This is a genomic window from Rufibacter glacialis, assembly GCF_008271745.1.
Lineage (GTDB): Bacteria > Bacteroidota > Bacteroidia > Cytophagales > Hymenobacteraceae > Nibribacter > Nibribacter glacialis.
Genome location: NZ_VKKZ01000020.1, coordinates 324,480 through 344,700, shown reverse-complemented (window position 1 = coordinate 344,700; position 20,221 = coordinate 324,480). Strand labels below are relative to the sequence as shown.

Here is a 20,221-nt window from a genome sequence, read left to right as displayed (position 1 = left end):
TTTGGAAATTTGGTGATGAGAAAATTTGAAAATGAGATGATGTTGTGCCCTTGTTGGTGTTTTCACCAACAAGCAGAATAGCCCTTCCTTTGGGTTTGTTGGTGAGAACACCAACAAAGGTGGCTTATTTCCTCGTTGATTTTCTATACTTTGCCCTTGTTGGTGTTCTCACCAACAAGCAGATTAGCGCCTACTTTTGGGTTTGTTGGTGATAACACCAACAAAGGCGGCATTCCTCTTCACATATCCCAATACCTAAATTCCCAATCTTCAAATCTCCACATCCCCAAATCTTCAAATCAAGAAAACATGCTCATCCAACTGCAACCAGATATACGGCCCGAGGACAAAGCGGCTATTGAGGCCAAAGCCAGGGAATTGAAGTACAAAACCACTGAGGTGGTGACCCAGGCGGGGCATTACCTGGTGGGCACCGGGAAGGCGGAATTTGATGTTCGGGCTCTTGGCCAGTTGCCGGGCATCAAAGACATCCACATCGTGTCAGATGATTACCGGCTGGTTTCCAGGAAATGGAAGGTAAACCCCACTGTCATTGATTTCGGGGATGGTCTGCGGGTGAAAGAAGGGGAGTTTACTATCATGGCCGGGCCCTGCTCCATTGAAAACGAAGACCAAATAGAGAAAACCATCCAGCATTTGGTGGCGCAGAATGTGCGGTTCATGCGAGGCGGCGTGTTCAAGCCGCGGTCTTCACCCTATTCTTTCCGGGGATTGGGCATAGAAGGCCTTCAGCTGTTTTACAGCATGTGCCGCGCCAATGGGATCAAGGTAGTCACCGAAGTGATGCAAGTGTCCCAGATAGCGGATATGGAGCCCTACACGGATGTGTTTCAAGTAGGAGCCCGCAACACCCAGAACTTCAACCTGCTGGATGAACTGGGTAAGGTAGACAAACCGGTGCTTTTAAAACGCGGCATCTCCGGCACCATAGATGAACTGCTGTACTCCGCTGAATATATCTTTTCAGGCGGCAATGAAAAACTGATGCTCTGTGAACGGGGCATCCGGACGTATGAGACCGCCAGCCGCAATACCCTTGACCTGAACGCTATCCCTATCCTAAAGGAGAAAACCCACTTGCCTGTCATTGTAGACCCGTCACACGGCATAGGCATCAGGGAATACGTGGAGCCCATGGCACTGGCCGCCATCATGGCCGGGGCCGATGGCATCATCTATGAAACCCACGAGAAACCGGAGGAAGCCGCCTCAGACGGGGCGCAGACCCTGAGTTTCTCGGAGAGTGAGCGGCTCATCAGGAAAATGCGGAAGACTTTTGAACTGCGGAAAGAACTGGCCTAAACGCCATCCTGCCAGGTTCAGTTTTAAGCCTTGTTTTAGGAAAAGACTATCAAGAACCTGTTTAGGATAGAAAAATCAATGAGCAATTAGGCCGCCTTTGTTGGTGTTATCACCAACAAACCCAAGTGCAGCGGCTAATCTGCTTGTTGGTGAGAACACCAACAAGGGCAAAAGAAAAGGCCTAACCGTGCCTTCATCCAACTAAGGTTTTAAGCTCTTCTTAGGAAAAGGCACCTGAAAAGCCCTTAGGTAAAATAAAGCGGGAATATCTTGCTTTATAGATAAAGGAAGTCTATATTCGTTCCAGTTATGAAAGCATTCGCCCTGAATCTAATTATGGTCACCTGCAAACCGTATGCACTGCATACCGGAGCGGAGACTTTATGGGCTGAATCTAAGTGACCTAACCTAGAAATTCAATAACCCACTATAAAGCCTGGCTTCGGTAAAACGAAGCCAGGCTTTTTTTATGTACCAAAACCATGTATCAGCAACAGTACCACCAGTACACCATCCAGCAGCAACAGACCTGGAACATCTTGTACACCAAGCGGGCAGAAGCACTTTCTGCCACGGTTTCTGCCCCATTCTGGGCCGGAATAGATGCGCTGGAACTGAAGGCTTATTTTATTCCTGACCTGCAGAAAATCAATTTCCTGTTGAAGCGCCTGATGGGTTGGGAAGTGGTAGCGGTAGAGGAGGCCCTGCGGCCACGGCAGGTGCTGGCCCGCTGGGCGCAGAAGAAATTACCCGTGGTAGCTAACTTGCGGGAAAAGCCAGACATTAACTCAGGCTCCTCAACCACTGATCTTTTCCACAATGCCTTTGGCTTCTTGCCCTGGATGCTTCAACCAGAAGTGGCCGACTTCATGCAGCGGGTGGGGCAACTGTCTGTACAGGTAAAAGACCCTGCGGCCACAGAATTGCTGTGGCGTCTGGCCCAGCACTTGTTGGGCAACGGACTGATTCGAGATGGGGAAGGCAAGGTGACTTTGTTAGGTGCCAACCTGGTGGCTAACGGGCAAGCCGCAGCCGAGGCCTTACGGAGAGAAAATGCCTGGCACCCGATTGTGCTGGAAGAGATCCTGGGGCAACCTTTCAAAGAGGAGGAATCACCAGAGGTGTATTTCGTGCTGGAAGGATGGGAGGATTTGACCAGGTTGATTGACCAGTTAGAGAAAGAAGGAGTTCCGTTGGTAGAAATCCCCGCCCAATGGCAGGCCTTGGTAGGGTAGGAACTGTTTGAGGCTTCTTTTTCAAAAAGAAGCCTCAAACCAAACCTTTAAAACAGGCTTTGCTGGCCTTTTTCTCCTTGCCCTGATGAAGTAGGGCAGGGTCGTACTTCTTCTTGTATTCATCATTTATTAGAAGCCCAGGCAAAAAGAAGCCCCACCGGTATTTATAACCAGTGGGGCTTCTTTTATTACATTGGATTAAGGCCCTATTCGGCTATCTGTACCTGGACATAGGCATCTGCATGCACGCTGGCCACGGCCCGGCCCGAAGGATCGTTCAGGTTCCGGAAGGATTCATCCCAGGCCAAAGCCACAGGGCTGCTGCAAGCCACGGAAGGCACCGAAGGCACCGATAAGGCGGCCGCATCACTTGGGAAGTGTTTCGCGAAGATAGACCGGTAATAGAATTCCTCTTTGCTGGAGGGCGGCTGGATAGGGAAAACCTGGCTAGCATTGGCCAACTGCTCATCGGATACCTTTTGGTTCACCATCTCTTTGAGGGTGTCAATCCAGTTGTAGCCTACTCCGTCAGAGAACTGCTCTTTCTGGCGCCACGCCACGCTGGCCGGCAGGTAGTCTTCAAATGCTTTGCGCAGCACCCACTTCTCCATGCGTTCCCCGTTGATCATTTTGTCCTGCGGGTTCAGGCGCATGGCCACGTCCATGAACTCTTTGTCCAGGAATGGTACACGGCCTTCAATGCCCCAGGCGCTCAACGATTTGTTCGCACGGAGGCAGTCATACATGTGCAGCTTGTCCAGTTTCCGGACAGTCTCCTGATGGAGCTCCTTCGCGTTAGGGGCCTTGTGGAAATACAGGTACCCGCCAAAGATCTCATCTGAGCCTTCCCCCGACAACACCATCTTGATGCCCATGGACTTGATGGCGCGCGCCAGCAGGTACATAGGAGTAGAGGCACGCACGGTGGTCACGTCATAGGTTTCCAGGTGGTAGATCACGTCTTTGATGGCGTCAATCCCTTCCTGAATGGTGAATTTCACCTCATGGTGTACCGTTCCCAGATGATCCGCTACCTTTTGGGCAGCGGCTAAATCTGGGGAACCTTCCAGGCCAATCGCGAAGGAGTGGAGTTGCGGCCACCAGGCGGTTTCCTGGTCATTGCTTTCAATGCGTTTTTCGGCGTATTTTTTGGCAATGGCCGAAGTGATAGAAGAATCCAATCCCCCGGAAAGCAAAACCCCGTAAGGAACGTCGCTCATGAGCTGCCGGTGAACGGCGGCTTCCAGGGCTTCTCTCAGTTCCTGGATGCTGGTCTCGTTTTCGGCCACGTTCTCGTACTCCATCCAATCACGGGAATACCATTTCTGGAATCCTTCTTCGTGGCTAGACAGGTAATGACCCGGCGGGAACAACTCAATTTTAGCGCATTTGCCTTCCAGGGCCTTCAGTTCAGAAGCCACGTAGAAGGTGCCGTTCTGGTCCCAGCCAATGTACAGCGGAATAATGCCCATGTGGTCACGGGCTATGAGATAGGCATCATTGGCTACGTCATAAATGGCAAAGCCGAAGATCCCGTTCAGGTCATCTAAGAATTGGGTACCCTTCTCTTTGTACAAGGCCAGAATGATCTCACAGTCAGATTTTGTCTGGAAGTTATAGGAAGTGGTAAGCTGATTTCGAAGTTCAAGGTGGTTATAGATTTCCCCGTTAGCGGCCAAAACGAGGTTACCGTCTTCGCTGAACAAAGGCTGCTTGCCTGAGGTAGGATCCACAATGGCCAGGCGCTCATGCGCTAAGATGGCGTTCTCATTGCTGTAAATCCCGCTCCAGTCTGGGCCGCGGTGACGGATACATTTAGCCATTTCCAGTAACTGAGGCCTAAGCGCCTCTACTGGCTCCTTTAGATCGAATGCACAAACAATTCCACACACAATACGTCAGATTTAAATTTAATGATTATCAAATGTATTGATAAAACTTCTAACAAACTAAAAAGTTGCAACATAAATTATTAAAACATGCGAAATATGTAACGTTAAGCCTTCCATTATGAAATTATTGTTAGAACTAGCAGATTCTGTGGCAGGTAAGAGAAGGGGAGGATATGGGGCAAGTAGTCCACTTTCTTGCCCAAGGGTGGACTTGGTTTTCTCTTTCACCTCTGAGCTTTACACTGGAAAAGAAGCAGTTCTCTACTAGTAGAAGTAAATAGGAGCCGACTGACGAAGATTCGAATTACTACGATCCAGGGGCGTAAGAACCTACCTCAAGGAAAACTAGAAAGTCGGTAGTTCGGGTTCTTCCCAAATAAGGATATGGATTTTCTGAAGGGCAAGTAGAGAGCAAAAGAATTGATTAACTCTAGTTTAGTCCTCAAGGGCTTCAATCCCTAGCTGCTTTAAGCTTTCCAGGTGTTCCTGCATGGCCTTGAGTTGCTCCGGGGAATGTCCCTGCCAAGGGGTGACTTCTCCCACTATCCTGAGCGGGTGCTGGGTGCGGTAAGACTTGGTGGGGTTGCCGGGGTACTTTTTGTCGGTCAAATTGGGGTCATCTTCTATGGGGCCGGTGGGTTCCACCAGGTAAATTTTGCCGGCTCCTTCGCCCAAGGCTAACTCGGCTCCCCAGATAGCGGCCTCCATAGTTTGGGTTAGATACACATATGCTGCTTTCTTTCTCTTGCCGTAGTTTGAGTTAAAACCAGGCAGGATCAGATCCCCAGGCTTGAGGTCCGCCTTGGTGCCATGGTAGAACCGCGAGGGCTGTTGGCTCTCTGCTATTGGATTAGAATTGTCTTTTTGGGTATTTCCTTCCATATGCCTTAGGGGTGATCATGAAGAATGGTAGAGGTGCTGCCACAGGAAAAACCAAGATACTTTTTTCTTACTGAATACCACCACTACCTGCCGATCATAAAAAGAAGCCTTCCAGCGGATTAAGATTGGATGGACTTATGGCTGCCGCCCTTCATCCCCTTTTTGACTTTTTTAGTTTGGTTGAGCGACAAGGAGAAAGGCTGATCTAAGACAGGTGAAAAAACAGAAAGGGAATTGACCTGAAGGAGGATTTTTGTAGCAAGCTATTTTTAGAACCGATATCCTATTCTCAGGTGTAAATTCAAGACCGTATCACGTTCCCAGTAAGATATACTTTCCCAATAAATAACCCTAATTCCCACACCAATCCCTGTTTCATAGTTGAATTTTGTTCCTAGGTTTCTTCTGATTCCCCAGGTAGGAATTACTGATACCTGATTGGGTATAGTGATATTATCATGGTTTGCTATTTGAAACCAATCAGGCGTATAGCTTGATTTTAAAGAAAAGAAATTCCCGCTGTTTCCTGAAATATCTTTACCCTTTAAGCTTCTTTTGTTGAGGTTATAGTACCATCTTGGCTCTAAGGTTAATACCAGGGCCATAACGAAGGTATTTTTGTCATAGGCACCACCCCCATAAAAATTGGTGTCAAACCCCAATTCAGAACGTAAAGCAAACCGGTTTCCTATTTTACCTTCATTATGCAACCACATGCCTTTTACGCCTACTTGAAGGCCCGAGGTAGATTTATCCACGCTGGCCTCCTGTGCTTTAGATAAAAAGGGGACTCCTAAAAGTGTAAAGATTAGTAAAGGAATTTTCAATTTAATATTAGTTATATGGATTAATAAAATAGCTATGGGGGCGAAGGTAAGCGAAAGTTAATTTTGAGGGATGCTTTTTTTCTTTGGGAGTTCTTCTTTGGGGTTAAACTCAGCCCCAAGCCGTTTGGCATCCTCTTCAACGGTTGTGGTAAAGCCTATCTCTTTCCTGCGTTTGTTCACGTTCTTTACGTCTTCAATGGGCCAGATGACTTGCCCTCCTTCTGGTCTTACCCATCCTGCGGCCTGGGTCCCATACATTTGTTTCTTACCTTGAAACATGAGTAGCCTGTCCCTCATTTTTGCTGCATCCAAGGCATTTGATTCGCCTTGTTTTGCCAATGCCTCCATTTGGGGAAGATATTTTTCTATGGTTTTAGAGTTGGAATGCTGCACCACATAAAAGAGAGCTCTTGCTGCCTTTTCGCCCACCTTGCTTTTTGGCAGCCAACCGTATTCCTCAAGAATAGGAAGTATTTTTGTTTGGTTCAAAGAATCAATAGCCATCATCTTTTTAGACATTGCTACGCTTTCTTCTGGGCTGGTCACGGTATTCCAGTCTAGGTTCTTTCTGGCGTTTTGGTCAATGTCATATAATTCTTCCAGTTCTTTTCTCAAGAAGGCGTATTCTGTTTTTTTCCTCTTCCGTTGTTGGAATTAAAGATGGAGAAAGAACTGATTGGCACCCTGCCAGGGATAATAGGAGAAGGAGGGCTCTACTAGATTTCATATTTAATTTTATATAATGACCTCAGGATGGATATTAGGCAGTTTTTCTCCAAACCTTTATCCGTTTGGAGAAATTATTAAAGGGGTTTATCACTAAGGTTATAAGCCTTCATCCCAATAGGCTTTTACCTGCCTTTTTAACCCATTTCAAGTTTGTGAATTTCTACTTCTTTAGGGAGGCATATGAAACCTTTTCTACCTGATTAATTCTTAACCAGCTCACTATTCAAGTTTAGCCTAGCTTTTTCATGAATTCAATTATTCAACTGCTGAATAAACTTCCATGAAATGGAGGCCCATCGCCTATTGCCTAGTGTTTACCAATGCCAAAATATTGATCAAGATACCTTTTTCCTTGGTGTTTAGAATGTCGAAAAAAATAGTGCCTTTATGGGAGGGTCCGTTGGGCAACAGAGGGACAGGTAGGTGGACTTAGTATTTAAGTTTACTAAATTTTTCAGGTTAGGTCTTATTAATCAAGCCCCTAAAATAGAAAATCTCCTTTTCGGGGCGTTTCTAGAAAAACACCCCGAAAAGGAGAGAAAACAGGAGAAGGGTTTCTTTTACAGAATACCTTTCAAAACCTGCCACACGTTATTTGCCAGTATCTTCTGACCTTCAGCGGTAGGGTGAACACCATCTTGCTGGTTCAAGGATTGAACCCCGCCTACGCCTTCCAGCAGGAAAGGCACCAGCGCCATGTTGTTCTCATTGGCCAGTTCCCGGAAGATAACCCTGAACTCACCCGCGTATTTGCCGCCCATGCTGGGAGGAACCTCCATGCCGGCCATCACCAGTTTGGCTTCGGGGTATTTGGCCCTTACTTTGTCTACTATGGCTTGCAGGTTTTTCTTGGTTTCAGAAGGAGGGATGCCCCGTAACCCGTCGTTGGCGCCCAGTTCCAACACAAACACGTCTACCGGTTGGCGCAAAAGCCAGTCAATGCGGTTCTTGCCCCCGGCGGAGGTTTCCCCGCTCAGGCCCGCGTTGATGGCCTTGTAGTTCAAGCCCAATGAGTCTATCTTCTTCTGGATCAGTGACGGAAATGACTCTGAAGGGTTTAACCCGTAGCCGGCGGTGAGGCTATTGCCAAAGAAAAGAATGTTTTTCATAGGAGTGGGGGCCTTTTTGCCTGTTTCCTGAGCGGTGGCGGTACCGGTTTCCTGAGAGGTCTCTCCCTTGCCAGAGCAACCCACACACCACCACACCACTAGCAACAGGAACATGAATGAATGCTTATACATGGTATTCCTTTTTCTTGTTCTACTGCAAAGAAAGTACTTATAACTCTTTAAAACCGTTTGAGGTTTAAACAATGGAAATTAACACGGGTTCTGTAACTTACCAGCTTCTTTACGATTTCCATCTCTTTTCTGCCCCATTAGACCCATTTGCTTGTGACGCCCATTCTGCATATCCAAGACTTAACCAAAACCTACCAAAGTACCGGCCACACCTTAACCGTGTTAGATTCTATCAATTTCTCTGTGGAGGAAGGATCTACTTTAGCCATTATAGGGCCCTCCGGAAGCGGCAAAACTACGCTGCTGGGCTTGTGTGCCGGGTTAGACCGCTCCAGTGCCGGGCTGGTGGAATTGAACGGGATCCGACTGGACAACCTCAACGAAGATGCGCGCGCACAGGTCAGGAACCAGCATGTGGGCTTCATCTTCCAGAACTTCCAGCTGTTGCCCACGCTCACCGCCCTGGAGAACGTGATGGTGCCGATGGAACTGCGCGGCGCCAAAAACATCAAACCGCAGGCCATGGACCTGCTGGACAAAGTTGGCCTCGCCGACCGGGCCCACCACTATCCCACTCAATTATCGGGCGGGGAGCAGCAACGGGTTTCCCTGGCGCGGGCCTTCTCCAACAAACCAAAAATCCTCTTCGCCGATGAGCCCACCGGTAACCTGGATGCCGAAACCAGTGAAAAAGTGGTCAAACTCATCTTCGACCTGAACCGGGAAGCCGGCACCACCTTGGTCCTCGTGACCCATGACGCCGAGCTCGCCGCTAAAACCCAACGCATTCTCCGGATGAAAGGCGGCAAACTCATCTCAGATGAAAGAACGGTTGGTTAAGGTGCTGATTTTAAGATTTGTAGATGTGAAAATTTGGAGATGTGGAAATGAAATAAACCTGTTTTTGTTAAATAATTGGAAGCTTAAGAAAAGAGCCTTTCCTCTATTAGCATTCGCTACTTCATTTCAAAGGCACACTTTCTCATCAAATACTTAGACTACTGTACCCTACATATTGCTCCATTTTCACATCTACTTCTTTCCAAATCTTCAAATTCCCAAATCTCCACATCTCCAAATCTTCAAATTAAAAATCAGCACCTTACCCCAATGAATAAACTCAGCTTCCCATGGTTGGTAAAGATGGCCTGGCGAGACAGCCGCCGGAACCGGTCACGGTTGTTCCTCTTTATTTCCTCTATCATTTTGGGCATAGCCGCGTTGGTGGCCATTTTCTCCTTTGGCTATAACCTGAAGGAAGACATTGACGACCAGGCAAAGGAAATGATCGGGGCAGATTTGGTGATCACCAGCAACCGCCCCGTGAACCCCACCATGAAGCCGCTCCTTGATTCCCTGGGCAACCGGCGGTCGCAGGAGCGGAGCTTTGCCTCTATGGTGCTGTTCCCGAAAAGCCAGGGAACCCGGCTGGTGCAGATCAGGGCCTTGGCCGGAGAATTCCCCTACTACGGAGCCTTAGAAACCTTGCCAGTGGCGGCTGCCCAAACCTTCCGGGAAGGGCAACAGGCGCTGGTAGACAAAACCCTTATGCTACAGTTTGGGGTGGAGGTAGGCGACTCTATCAAAGTAGGGGAGGTTACCTTTGAGATTGCCGGCATCCTGAACAAAGCGCCGGGCCAAACAGGGATTTCGGCAACGGTGGCACCTGCCGTGTACATCCCGTTGCGGTATCTTCCGCAGACGGGGTTGGAACAGAAAGGCAGCCGCATCAACTACCTCTACTACTACAAGTATGACACCCGCGTAGACATCAAACAACTGGTAGAGAAGTTGGAGCCTCGCTTGGAGAAGGAATACCTGAACACCGAAACCATTGAAACCCAGCGGGAAGACATGGGGCGTTCGTTCCGGGATTTGACTAGTTTCCTGGCCCTGGTGGGGTTCATTGCCCTGTTGCTGGGCAGTATTGGCGTGGCTAGTGCCATCCATGTATACATAAGAGAGAAGCTTCGGTCCATTGCCATCCTGCGGTGCCTGGGCGTGAGCGCTGCCCAAGCCTTCCTGATTTACCTCATCCAGATCATGGGCATCGGGTTGTTGGGTTCCATTATTGGGGCTGCTCTGGGAACGGTGGTGCAACAGTTATTACCCCAGGTGCTGCAAGACCTGCTGCCCGTGCAAATCACCGTGGGTATTTCCTGGTTGGCTATTCTGCAAGGCATTGGGTTGGGGTTGATCATCTCGCTGCTGTTTGCCCTGTTGCCGCTGGTGAGCATCCGGAACGTGTCGCCCCTCAACACGCTGCGCATTTCTTATGAGAGCACCAGTTTATTCAAAGATCCTTTGAAATGGGCGGTTTACGCCCTGATCCTGGTATTCATCTTCGGGTTTACTTACCTGCAGACCCAAAAAATGAAAGAGGCCGGCTACTTCACCCTGGGGGTATTGGTGGGCTTTTTGGTGTTGGCCGGAATTGCCTGGGCCTTGATGTGGACCGTGCGCCGGTTCTTCCCGGAGTCTCTGAGCTACATCTGGCGGCAAGGCCTGGCCAACCTCTTCAGGCCGAACAACCAAACCCTCATCCTCATCATCTCCATTGGCCTGGGCACCGCCTTTATCAGCACCCTGTACTTTGTGCAGACCATCTTGCTGAACCAGGTCACGCTGTCAGCGAGCGAGAACCAGCCCAACATGGTGCTGTTTGACATTCAAGGGGGGCAACGGGAAGCAGTGGCCGACCTCACCCGCCGGCAGGGCTTGCCGGTGATAGACGAGGTGCCCATTGTGACCATGCGCATGGAGGAAATCAATGGCCTCACCGCAGAGGAAGTAAAAGAAGACAGCACCTCCGGAATCTCGCCCCGGGCTTTCCAGCGGGAAATCAGAACCACCTTCCGGGGAAACCTCACCGATTCTGAGAAGATCACCCAAGGCACCTGGCAGGGTAAAGTGAATTCGCCAGAAGATACCGTGTACGTGTCTCTGGATGCCGGCTATGCCGAACGGATTAAAGTAGAGGTGGGCGATAAAATCGTATTTAACGTGCAGGGCGCCCTCATCCCCACGGTGGTAGGCAGTTTGCGGGAAGTAGACTGGAATCGGATCCAGACGAACTTCAGGGTGGTATTCCCGGTGGGCGTGCTGGAGGCGGCCCCGCAGTTCCATGTGCTTATGACCAAAGTAGGGACCGCCGAAGAGTCGGCTCAATTTCAGCAGGAGGTGGTGCGGGAATTCCCCAACATCTCTATCATAGACCTGGAGTTGATCCTGAGCGTGATGGATGAACTGCTGGACAAGATCGGCTTTGTGATCCGGTTCATGGCGGCTTTCAGCATCATCACCGGATTGGTGGTATTGATTTCTTCGGTGCTCATCAGCAAATACCAGCGCATGCAGGAAAGCGTGCTGCTCCGTACCCTGGGCGCCAGCCGTTCGCAGATTTTCGCCATCACCGCGCTGGAATACTTCTTCCTGGGCGCTTTGGCGGCGGGCACGGGCATTGTGCTTTCGCTGGCCGGAAGCTGGGCGCTGGCCAAATTCAGCTTTGAGACCAGCTTTACGCCGCAGCTTTGGCCGGTGGTGGTGCTCTTCCTCCTGATTTCCGGCCTCACCGTATTGATAGGGTTGTTCAACAGCCGCGCGGTGGTGCAGCAATCTCCGCTGGAAGTGCTTCGGTCAGAAGGATAATAGAGCCTGTTTCTGCCTTGCTTTTTCAGAAAGCAAGGCAGAAATTATTTTTAATATTTCATCATTTTGGAAGATTGCTTTTGGTGCTTGCTTTTTAGTGCTAGCCTTGTGCAGTTCCCTTGGCTTAACTGCTTCTAGCAATGATCCAAGTACGGCTCTTTGCATAGTAACCGATAAGCGCTCTCGGCCGCGAGGCCCCGTCTTCCCCTCTCGCACTGCCCTTTCGGCCTGAGTTGTTCTTCTTTCTTAGTAACTGTATATCTAGGGCCAAAAGCGAGGCGCGCTTGGGAAAGACTGGAACACCCTGTAGAGACAACGGCACTGCCTTGTCTCCCACGCATGCCTTTCTTTCCAACTGATTAAGCTCATGATAATGATAGGAGGTAGGTTTAGCTATTAGCCATCTTATCGCATCAGCATCTTCTATCGGTAGAACATTGATAGTACCAACAACAAAAGAGCGTTTCAAGGGTGCTTTCATGAAAACATCCTTGAAACACTATATCAATGGAAAATACCGAATACAAATGCCTGGTCCGGTTTCCTTTGCTTCACCACCAGATACCAAACTTCCCCCGGCTTTTCCTGCTTCTGAACTTAGCTGATTTCAGGTAAAGCTGATTTAGGCCTTTTTTAAAAACAAACCAAATTCTCGGTACTTCTAGACCTAATACCTGATGCCTATTTTTTGGTAGATAAAGCTTAACAGCCAAACCGGCCCAATCAATAGGAACTGCAGGTCCTTGAGGAAGGAGGGTTTCTTGCCTTCAATTTTATGCCCTATGGACTGCCCCACCCAAGCTAGCACAAAAATGAGGAGGCACAGGGCCCAGAGCGGCAAGCGCTGCACTTGGTCCAGCTGGTACACCACCCAAAGAAAGAAGGAAGTGACCACAACCATGCCCAGCGCCAGACTAGGGGAGAGGGCGAAATAATAGACCATGCACAGCAGCACAAAGAGAATGCCCCAATTCACCAGAAACGGAAGGTTCTGCAGAAACTCTGGGACGGGAATGGACCACACCAACCCCACCAGGCTGATCATGATGGCCGGAACGCAGATCCAGTGAATGAGTTTGTTCGTGCCGTTGCGGTGGCTTTCGGCGTACTCTTCCAGTAAAAGGTGAATGGCAGCCATGGCAGTTTTTTACTTTAAGGTACAATTTCTGCCACAGGAAGTAAAGTGCTTTCTTTCAGGGATTACTGAAAATTAAGGCCGCAGCTCCACTTGTTGTGTTTTCTTCTTTGTAAAGCTAGATCTAGGGAACAGTAACCGTTTCGGGTCCTATTTTAAAAATGAGGCCGGAAACCGAATTCGGTCTTTGCTCAAAGAGAAAGTTGCTGGTTGAGTATCTTCTTAGATATAATTCAGGAAGGTAGACCAGCAAAGATTTGAACCGCTTCAGGCCCTTTTGTTAATTTTAAAAGAAGATCCTTTTTGTACTCTGGAAGTTTCTGATCTGTTTTTTATAAAACACCATTGAATCATATCGTACCTTTGCCCTTCCGGAGAAACCGACGGGCAGGTTCTAAGACGGAACCCGCGATGAGCGGTAAGGTTGGAACCAAAAGGTTGGGCTGAGGATTCTCCCTTTTGACCCCTTTTCCTAGTAAGAGGCTTAAAACTCTTTCCCTTACTGTTCTCCACCTGATCGGACGGCTGCTTCCGGTTTTGGCAGATTCGGGGGAACCCCAGCCGTAGCGCCTGCTTCTTGTAGCGTCAGCTTAACCTAACCAGGTGCTGGGTCAGAAGATATCCTGTAAATCCTATTCTCATTTTTTTGGGTTTACAGCTAAGGGCACTTTCCTACATCATAAACTAAACTTCACTTTTTTTCTGGCCTCCACATGCTTTTCTGGAGGCCTATGTAAATGATACACGCATGAAGGTTTTACTGTTAGAGGATGAGCCCAAAGTGGTGTCCCTTATAAAAAGAGGGCTAGATGGCGAAGGCTATGAGTTTTCTGTGGCCATGGACGGGTACACAGCCCTGAAGATGGTGGGCCTCAACCATTATGACATAATTATCCTGGATATTATGGTGCCTGGCCTCAATGGTTTGGAGGTCTGTAAGCAGATCAGGGAATCAGACCGTACCACACCTATCCTTATCCTGTCGGCCCTGGGCTCTACTGAAAATATTGTGGAGGGCTTCAACAGCATCGCGGATGATTACATGGTCAAGCCCTTCAACCTGGCCGAACTCCGGGTTAGGATGCAAAGCCTGATCAGGAGGTCCAACAGAAACGTTTCTGAGCAGAACATCATGACCATCGCTGATCTGAAGGTAGACTTAGACACCCTGGAAGTCACCCGGAACAACAAGCTTATCTCTTTGACTGGCACTGAGTTCAGGCTGCTGGAGTACCTCCTGAAAAACAAAAGGAAGGTCTTGCCTCGGCTGGATATACTGGAGAATGTGTGGGGAGCAGATCTTGACATGGGAACCAACGTGGTAGATGTTTACATCAACTACCTGCGGAAGAAAATTGACAAAGACTTTAGCCCCAAGCTGATCCATACGGTGGTAGGTATGGGCTATGTGATGCGCGCCCAGTAACATGAAATTACAATATTCCCTTATCCTGATCTTCACGGGCCTCATGGCCTTGATTTTGTTAGGCATCAACTTGGTGATGTATTCCATGTCATCGGGCTACCGGAAGCACGGGTTTTACCTTAGCATGGAAAACAGTGCCACTATTGTGGCCAGGGCGGTATTGCAGCAGGAGAAAGCAGAGGATTACTATGAAATCAAAAACAGCATCCTGCAACACCTGGAAGACGAAGAGGAGTACATTATCAGGGTAAGGAGGGATAAAACCAACCTTAAATTCCCTGAATCGCTTCCTTTGGAAAAAGCCTTTTACTGGGAAGCCATCAAAAACGGACGCGCCCACCATTACCAGGATGGGGTGTATTATGTGGGGCTCTTTATCCATAACAGCAACAGCGAAGATGACATTCTGGTTATTTCCACTGCCCGCGACTATGAGGGGGATGCCTACCGCAAAAGGCTGAAAACCACGCTGGCCGCTACCTATCTGGGAGCTCTCTTATTGATGACCCTGACCAGCATCTTTTTCTCTAAAAAGCTGTTCGGGCCCATGGTCCAGATCATTCAGAAGGTAAACAGCATCAATGCCTTTAACCTGAACGACCGGCTGGACAAGGAGCATAGCCTTGATGAGATCAGTGAGCTCCAGAGCACCCTCAATGAGATGCTGAACCGGATAGAATCCGCTTTCAAGGCCCAGCAGGATTATGTAAGCAATACGTCCCATTCCTTACGCACTCCGCTGACCATCATTGCCGGAGAGGCAGAAATCGCCCTGGCTGCCATTGAACCAGGCCATAAAGCCAAGCATTCGCTACAAATGATCATGCAGGAAACCGTGAAGCTGAAACATACCGTCAACACTTTGCTGGAGCTGGTCAAAGTAACAGGGAGCGGCCAAAAAGACACCTGGAAAGTCACCCGTCTGGACGAGGTTTTGCATGAGGTGCTGCAGACGGTGGGTAAGATGGACGGGAGCTTCAGGCTTAAGATCGATTACAGTGACCTGCCGGAGAATGAATCTCAGCTTATGGTCAGTGCCAATGAGCATTTATTGAGCCTGGCCCTTTCCAACATCATCCTGAATGGGTTTAAATACTCCGGTAACAAAGAGGTATGGGTAAAGCTGATCTCCCAAACAGATACCATCCGCGTTCGGGTAACGGACTACGGCATCGGCATTCCGGAGGAGGAAAAAGAATTAATTTTCACCCCATATTTCAGAGCTTCCAATACCGAGGGATTTGAAGGATTTGGTATTGGGCTTCCCCTTGCCTTAGAGATCATCAGAATGCACAACGGGGATATTCAGGTGGACTCCAAACAGGGAAAAGGCACCACGGTTATGATCATGCTGCCCGTGGCAAAATTACTGCAAAGGGAAGGCCAGGAGGCATAGCGTTATCCTCTTGCTTTACTGTTGAATAAAGGTGTTAAATAATTATTGGCCATTTATTTAAGTTTATTAGAATATCCATTTAAGGAGCCCTGTTTACTGCTTGGCTTTACCATTGACGGTACCTGGTAGTAGTAATAGGCTACAAGTGCTGCTACCCCACCTTTCGCCCTTCCAGCCTTTCTGGAAGGGCTTTTTTATTGAGCCTTCTTCCTGGCGGTAAGCAATACCAAATCTTAAAGTTTCACATTCCCAGCCAAACGATTTTCTAATCTCATTCTAATCTTTCTCTTAAATGAGCTTAATAAGTGGTACCTAATTTCGAGCCGTTTAGGAGGTTTTCCCCTGTAAATGATCCAGTTAGATCAATAAGGGGTAAGTCCTTGGATTCTCTAAAGGCAAGTGAGACATGTTCAGGCGTTTCAAAAAGACTATTCTGTGTGCGGTAGGTGCTTATTGTGTAGGGGTGTTATCTGTACAGGGGCAAAATGCGCCCGAGTATAACGGTGGCCTTAAAATCAAACTGAATGACAAGGAAGACTACTATGTGCGCTTTATGTTCTGGAACCAGATCTGGGCCCGTCACACAGAGCAGAACCCGGGCACCCTGGTAAACAATACCCCCCAGGAAAGGTCTTTTGACATTGGGGCCCGCCGCCTGCGCCTGCTGGCCATGGCGCAACTGTCGCCGCGGTTCATGATCATGACCCACTTTGGCATCAATAGCCAGACCTTTGTAGGGGGCGGCGCTGCCGGAAGCGGTGGCACCGGCAATTACGGAGCCGGAAAAAAGCCGGGCATGTTCTTCCATGACTTTACGAGTGAGTATACCCTTTTCCCGGCGGTCAATGCTCTAACGGGGGAGAAAAATACCTTCTCCCTGACTTTTGGGGCCGGGTTGCATTACTGGCTGGGGGTGTCTAGGCTCACCATGGCCAGCACCACCAACTTCCTCACCCTTGATTCTCCTATCTTCTCTTTCCCCACCGTGGACCAGAGCGACCAGTTCGTGCGCATGTATGGGGTATATGCCAAAGGCAAGGTAGACAAGCTGGAATACCGGCTGAGCGTGAACAAACCTTTTGCCACCAACCTGGTGCCGGAGCAGGAAAATGTGGCCGTGGATAACAACGGAGTAAGCAAACCTTCGGTGGCAGGCTACTTTGAGTACCAGTTCCTGGACCAGGAGTCTAACACGTTGCCTTTCAAGGTGGGTACCTACCTGGGGCAGAAGCGAATGTTCAACCTGGGAGTCGGGTTCTATACCCAACAAGACGGAACCAAAAGCTTGCAGAACGACCACCTGAAATCCCATGACATCGCTCTTTTGGCGGGTGATGTTTTTATAGACCTGCCCTTTTACCTGGGTTCCAAAGAAATGGCCCTGACGTCCTATTCCGGGGCATACCGCTATGATTTCGGGCCGAACTACCTGCGCCACTCTGGCACCATGAACCTGGGCACGGCAAACCCGGCCTATGACGGACCAAGATCCATCTCCGGTCCCGGCAACGCCCGTCCCATGCAGGGAACTGGTGACATTTACTACTCGCAGGCGGGCCTTTTGCTGCCCCGCCTAGGGCAACAGGACAAGCTTCGGCTTCAGCCCTTTATGGCCTATACCCGCAAGAACCTGGAGGCCCTGGAGAAGGGGGGAAACTACTGGGATTTTGGCAGCAACCTGTTCATTCAGCAGCACAACGCCAAGGTATCCTTCCAATACTCGCTCCGGCCTAACTACCTGGCCACCGATCAAATTGACGGTAACCGGGGAGAGTTTATCGTCCAGTTTCAGACATTTCTGTAAAGAATTTCCTTTTATAACCAATTAATAACTATGCACTTAAACCCAGTTGAAACCGAGAAACTATTGCTGCATATGGCTGGAGAGCTGGCGGCAAAAAGGTTGAAAAGAGGTGTAAAGCTCAACTACCCTGAGTCCGTTGCCTACATCTGTGGCGTTTTGATGGAAGAAGCCCGCGACGGAAAGAAAACCGTGGCCGAACTCATGAAATACGGCGCTCAGCTGCTGAAAAAGAACCAGGTAATGCAGGGGGTGCCCGAGATGCTTCACTTTGTACAGATTGAGGCAACTTTCCCGGATGGGGTGAAGCTCATTACGGTTGACCACCCTATCCGCTAAATAAAGTCCAACGCAATAATTGACCACAACTATGGTACCAGGTGAATACATCCTGAAAAAGGGGGAGATTAAAATGAATGAGAAGGGCAAGACCCTTCATGTGACAGTGGCCAACACCGGTGATCGTCCTATCCAGGTAGGTTCCCACTATCATTTCTTTGAGACCAATAAAGCCCTGGAGTTTGACCGGGCCGCAACCATTGGCATGCGCCTGAATATCCCTGCCAGTACGGCGGTACGGTTTGAACCGGGAGAGAAGAAGAATGTGATCCTGGTAGAGATTGGCGGGCAGAGAATCATCCATGGTTTCAATAACCTCACCGAAGGGGATGTGACCAAGAAGAGCGTCCGCGAAAATGCCCTTAAAAAGGCGCAGAAGGAGGGATACAAGGGAGCTTCTACCACCAAGGCCCCCAATGCTCCTAAGCCTGCTAAAAAGAAATAGAACGAATCACCATTTAATAAGAAACCATGTCAAATTGGAGTAGACGCGAATGGATAAAAGTAGTTGGCCTTTCCACGGCCGGGCTTTCCCTTCTGGGGCTGGACGCGCTGGGAAGCGACTCTTCTTCTGTAAAATATATTAATGGCGAACTCTATATCCCCAGAGACCGCTACGCCGCCCTTTTCGGCCCAACCACGGGGGATAAGGTGCGCCTGGCAGATACCGAGCTGTTCATTGAGATAGAGAAGGACTTCAACGTGTACGGGGAGGAAAACAAGTTCGGGGGCGGGAAAACCATCCGGGACGGTATGGGCCAATCCACCTCGGCCACCCAGGACGATGTGCTGGATCTGGTGTTGACCAACGCCATCATCATAGACCACTGGGGCATCGTCAAGGGTGATATAGGTATCAAGAACGGCAAGATCGTGGGCATTGGCAAAGCCGGTAACCCAGATACCCAGGAAGGGGTGACCAAAGGCATGATCATTGGGGCTTCTACGGAAGTACATGGCTGCGCCGGCAAGATTGTGACGGCAGGTGCCATTGACACGCACATCCACTTCATTGCCCCCCAGCAGATTGATGTGGCCCTGTACAGCGGTACCACCACCATGATTGGCGGGGGTACAGGTCCGGCCGACGGTACCCTGGCCACCACGGTTACTCCGGGTAAATGGTGGATTGAAAGCATGCTGGAGGCCTCTGAAAGTACTCCTATGAACTTAGGGTTCTTCGGGAAAGGCAACACCTCTTCTTTCAAGGCGGCCGCTGAGCATGTGGAAGCCGGAGCCCTGGGCCTGAAAATCCACGAGGACTGGGGAGCCACGCCTTCCACCATTGACAACGCCCTGCGGGTAGCTGATAAGTATGATGTGCAGATTGCCATCCACACCGATACGCTGAACGAGGCGGGCTTCCTGGAAGACACCATGAGAGCCATAAATGGCCGCACCATCCACACCTTCCATACCGAGGGTGCCGGGGGTGGGCACGCGCCGGACATCATCAAGATCGCCATGTACCCCAACGTGCTGCCGGCCTCTACCAACCCCACCAAGCCTTTTACCATCAATACAGTAGATGAGCACCTGGACATGCTGATGTCCGTGCACCACCTGGACAAGAAGATCCCGGAGGATGTGGCTTTCGCTGATTCCCGAATCCGTCCGGCCACCATTGCCGCCGAGGATATCCTGCAGGACATGGGCGTGTTCAGTATCATGTCTTCTGACAGCCAGGCCATGGGTCGGGTGGGAGAGGTGATTTGCAGAACCTGGCAAACGGCCCACAAGATGAAGATCCAGAGAGGACCTTTGGCCCCGGATAAAGGCAAAGACTCCGATAACTTCCGCGTGAAGCGCTACATCGCCAAGTATACCATCAATGCGGCCTTGGCCCAGGGAATAGACCACTACGTGGGGTCTATTGAAGTAGGCAAGTATGCGGATCTGGTGTTATGGGATACTGCTCTGTTTGGGGTGAAGCCTGACATGATCCTGAAAAACGGTTTCATTGTAGGCGCGAAGATGGGTGACCCCAACGGCTCCATTTCCCTGCCGCAGCCTGTGATCTACCGCCCTATGTTCGGTACGCTGGGTAAGGCTGTCAGACGCGCCGGTTTCAACTTCGTTTCCGGTATTTCGCTTGAAAACGGCAACATCGGGCGCCTGGGCTTGTCCAAAAACTCGCTGCCGGTGAAGGGTTGCCGCAAGGTGACCAAGAAGGATATGATCCATAACAACGCCATGCCAAAGCTGGCCGTGGATCCGGAAACCTACACCGTAACCGCCGATGGCGTGGTGCTGACCTGTGAGCCCCTGAGTGTGGTGCCCATGGCGCAGCGCTACTTCCTGTTCTAGTTTTTCAACGTGTTGCCAGCTGGCCCCACGCCGGGGTAGG

General features: G+C 49.8%; 17 protein-coding genes. 10 read left to right on the top strand and 7 right to left on the bottom strand.

The features are described 5' to 3' along the window. Window positions 1–309: 309 nt before the first annotated feature. Complete coding sequence (aroF, locus tag FOE74_RS09670; protein ID WP_149098397.1) at window positions 310–1,323, top strand: 3-deoxy-7-phosphoheptulonate synthase; 1,014 nt, start codon at window positions 310–312, stop codon at window positions 1,321–1,323. Window positions 1,324–1,805: 482 nt separating this feature from the next. Next, the gene (locus FOE74_RS09665) at window positions 1,806–2,558 is read left to right on the top strand and encodes a hypothetical protein (protein ID WP_149098396.1); all 753 of its coding nucleotides are present in this window, start codon (window positions 1,806–1,808) and stop codon (window positions 2,556–2,558) included. A gap of 206 nt (window positions 2,559–2,764) precedes the next feature. Here FOE74_RS09665 and asnB read toward each other — a convergent pair whose 3' ends face one another. From asnB to FOE74_RS09640, 5 genes are all read right to left on the bottom strand, one after another. Beyond that, window positions 2,765–4,450: an asparagine synthase B gene (gene asnB, locus FOE74_RS09660; RefSeq protein WP_149098395.1), complete on the bottom strand. Its 1,686-nt coding sequence runs from the start codon at window positions 4,448–4,450 to the stop codon at window positions 2,765–2,767. Window positions 4,451–4,885: 435 nt separating this feature from the next. Beyond that, on the bottom strand, window positions 4,886–5,332 hold the full coding sequence (gene arr / locus FOE74_RS09655) for an NAD(+)--rifampin ADP-ribosyltransferase (protein WP_149098394.1): 447 nt from the start codon (window positions 5,330–5,332) through the stop codon (window positions 4,886–4,888). A 269-nt stretch (window positions 5,333–5,601) separates the two neighbouring features. After that, entirely contained in the window at window positions 5,602–6,159 is a 558-nt protein-coding gene (locus tag FOE74_RS09650) for a hypothetical protein (RefSeq protein ID WP_149098393.1), read from the bottom strand. Window positions 6,160–6,216: 57 nt separating this feature from the next. Further along, a complete protein-coding gene (locus FOE74_RS09645) occupies window positions 6,217–6,774 on the bottom strand; it encodes a DUF6624 domain-containing protein (protein WP_149098392.1) in 558 nt (185 codons plus the stop codon). 674 nt (window positions 6,775–7,448) lie between these two features. Continuing rightward, a complete protein-coding gene (locus FOE74_RS09640; protein ID WP_149098391.1) occupies window positions 7,449–8,129 on the bottom strand; it encodes an arylesterase in 681 nt (226 codons plus the stop codon). Between the two features lie 153 nt (window positions 8,130–8,282). Between FOE74_RS09640 and FOE74_RS09635 the strand changes: the two genes are divergently transcribed. Then, window positions 8,283–8,969 (top strand): ABC transporter ATP-binding protein, encoded by a 687-nt coding sequence (locus FOE74_RS09635; protein WP_149098390.1) that lies wholly within the window; start codon window positions 8,283–8,285, stop codon window positions 8,967–8,969. A 270-nt stretch (window positions 8,970–9,239) separates the two neighbouring features. Then, entirely contained in the window at window positions 9,240–11,777 is a 2,538-nt protein-coding gene (locus FOE74_RS09630; protein ID WP_149098389.1) for an ABC transporter permease, read from the top strand. Here the strand turns inward: FOE74_RS09630 and FOE74_RS21205 are convergent. Further along, complete coding sequence (locus FOE74_RS21205) at window positions 11,766–11,942, bottom strand: hypothetical protein (protein WP_188686563.1); 177 nt, start codon at window positions 11,940–11,942, stop codon at window positions 11,766–11,768. The genes FOE74_RS09630 and FOE74_RS21205 overlap by 12 nt on opposite strands. Before the next feature lie 502 nt (window positions 11,943–12,444). Continuing rightward, on the bottom strand, window positions 12,445–12,915 hold the full coding sequence (locus tag FOE74_RS09625) for an Mpo1 family 2-hydroxy fatty acid dioxygenase (RefSeq protein WP_149098388.1): 471 nt from the start codon (window positions 12,913–12,915) through the stop codon (window positions 12,445–12,447). Between the two features lie 745 nt (window positions 12,916–13,660). On the opposite strand from FOE74_RS09625, the gene FOE74_RS09620 reads away from it, so the two are divergent. From FOE74_RS09620 to ureC, 6 genes are all read left to right on the top strand, one after another. Then, entirely contained in the window at window positions 13,661–14,338 is a 678-nt protein-coding gene (locus FOE74_RS09620; protein WP_149098387.1) for a response regulator transcription factor, read from the top strand. Between the two features lies 1 nt (window position 14,339). Next, window positions 14,340–15,734, top strand: a complete 1,395-nt coding sequence (locus tag FOE74_RS09615; protein ID WP_149098386.1) for a HAMP domain-containing sensor histidine kinase — start codon at window positions 14,340–14,342, stop codon at window positions 15,732–15,734. A 406-nt stretch (window positions 15,735–16,140) separates the two neighbouring features. Further along, the gene (locus FOE74_RS09610; RefSeq protein WP_225840757.1) at window positions 16,141–17,538 is read left to right on the top strand and encodes a porin; all 1,398 of its coding nucleotides are present in this window, start codon (window positions 16,141–16,143) and stop codon (window positions 17,536–17,538) included. A 30-nt stretch (window positions 17,539–17,568) separates the two neighbouring features. Continuing rightward, the gene (gene ureA / locus FOE74_RS09605) at window positions 17,569–17,874 is read left to right on the top strand and encodes an urease subunit gamma (protein ID WP_149098385.1); all 306 of its coding nucleotides are present in this window, start codon (window positions 17,569–17,571) and stop codon (window positions 17,872–17,874) included. Window positions 17,875–17,905: 31 nt separating this feature from the next. Then, a complete protein-coding gene (locus tag FOE74_RS09600) occupies window positions 17,906–18,319 on the top strand; it encodes an urease subunit beta (protein WP_149098384.1) in 414 nt (137 codons plus the stop codon). A 26-nt stretch (window positions 18,320–18,345) separates the two neighbouring features. Then, complete coding sequence (ureC, locus tag FOE74_RS09595) at window positions 18,346–20,181, top strand: urease subunit alpha (RefSeq protein ID WP_149098383.1); 1,836 nt, start codon at window positions 18,346–18,348, stop codon at window positions 20,179–20,181. The last annotated feature ends 40 nt before the right edge of the window (window positions 20,182–20,221 follow it).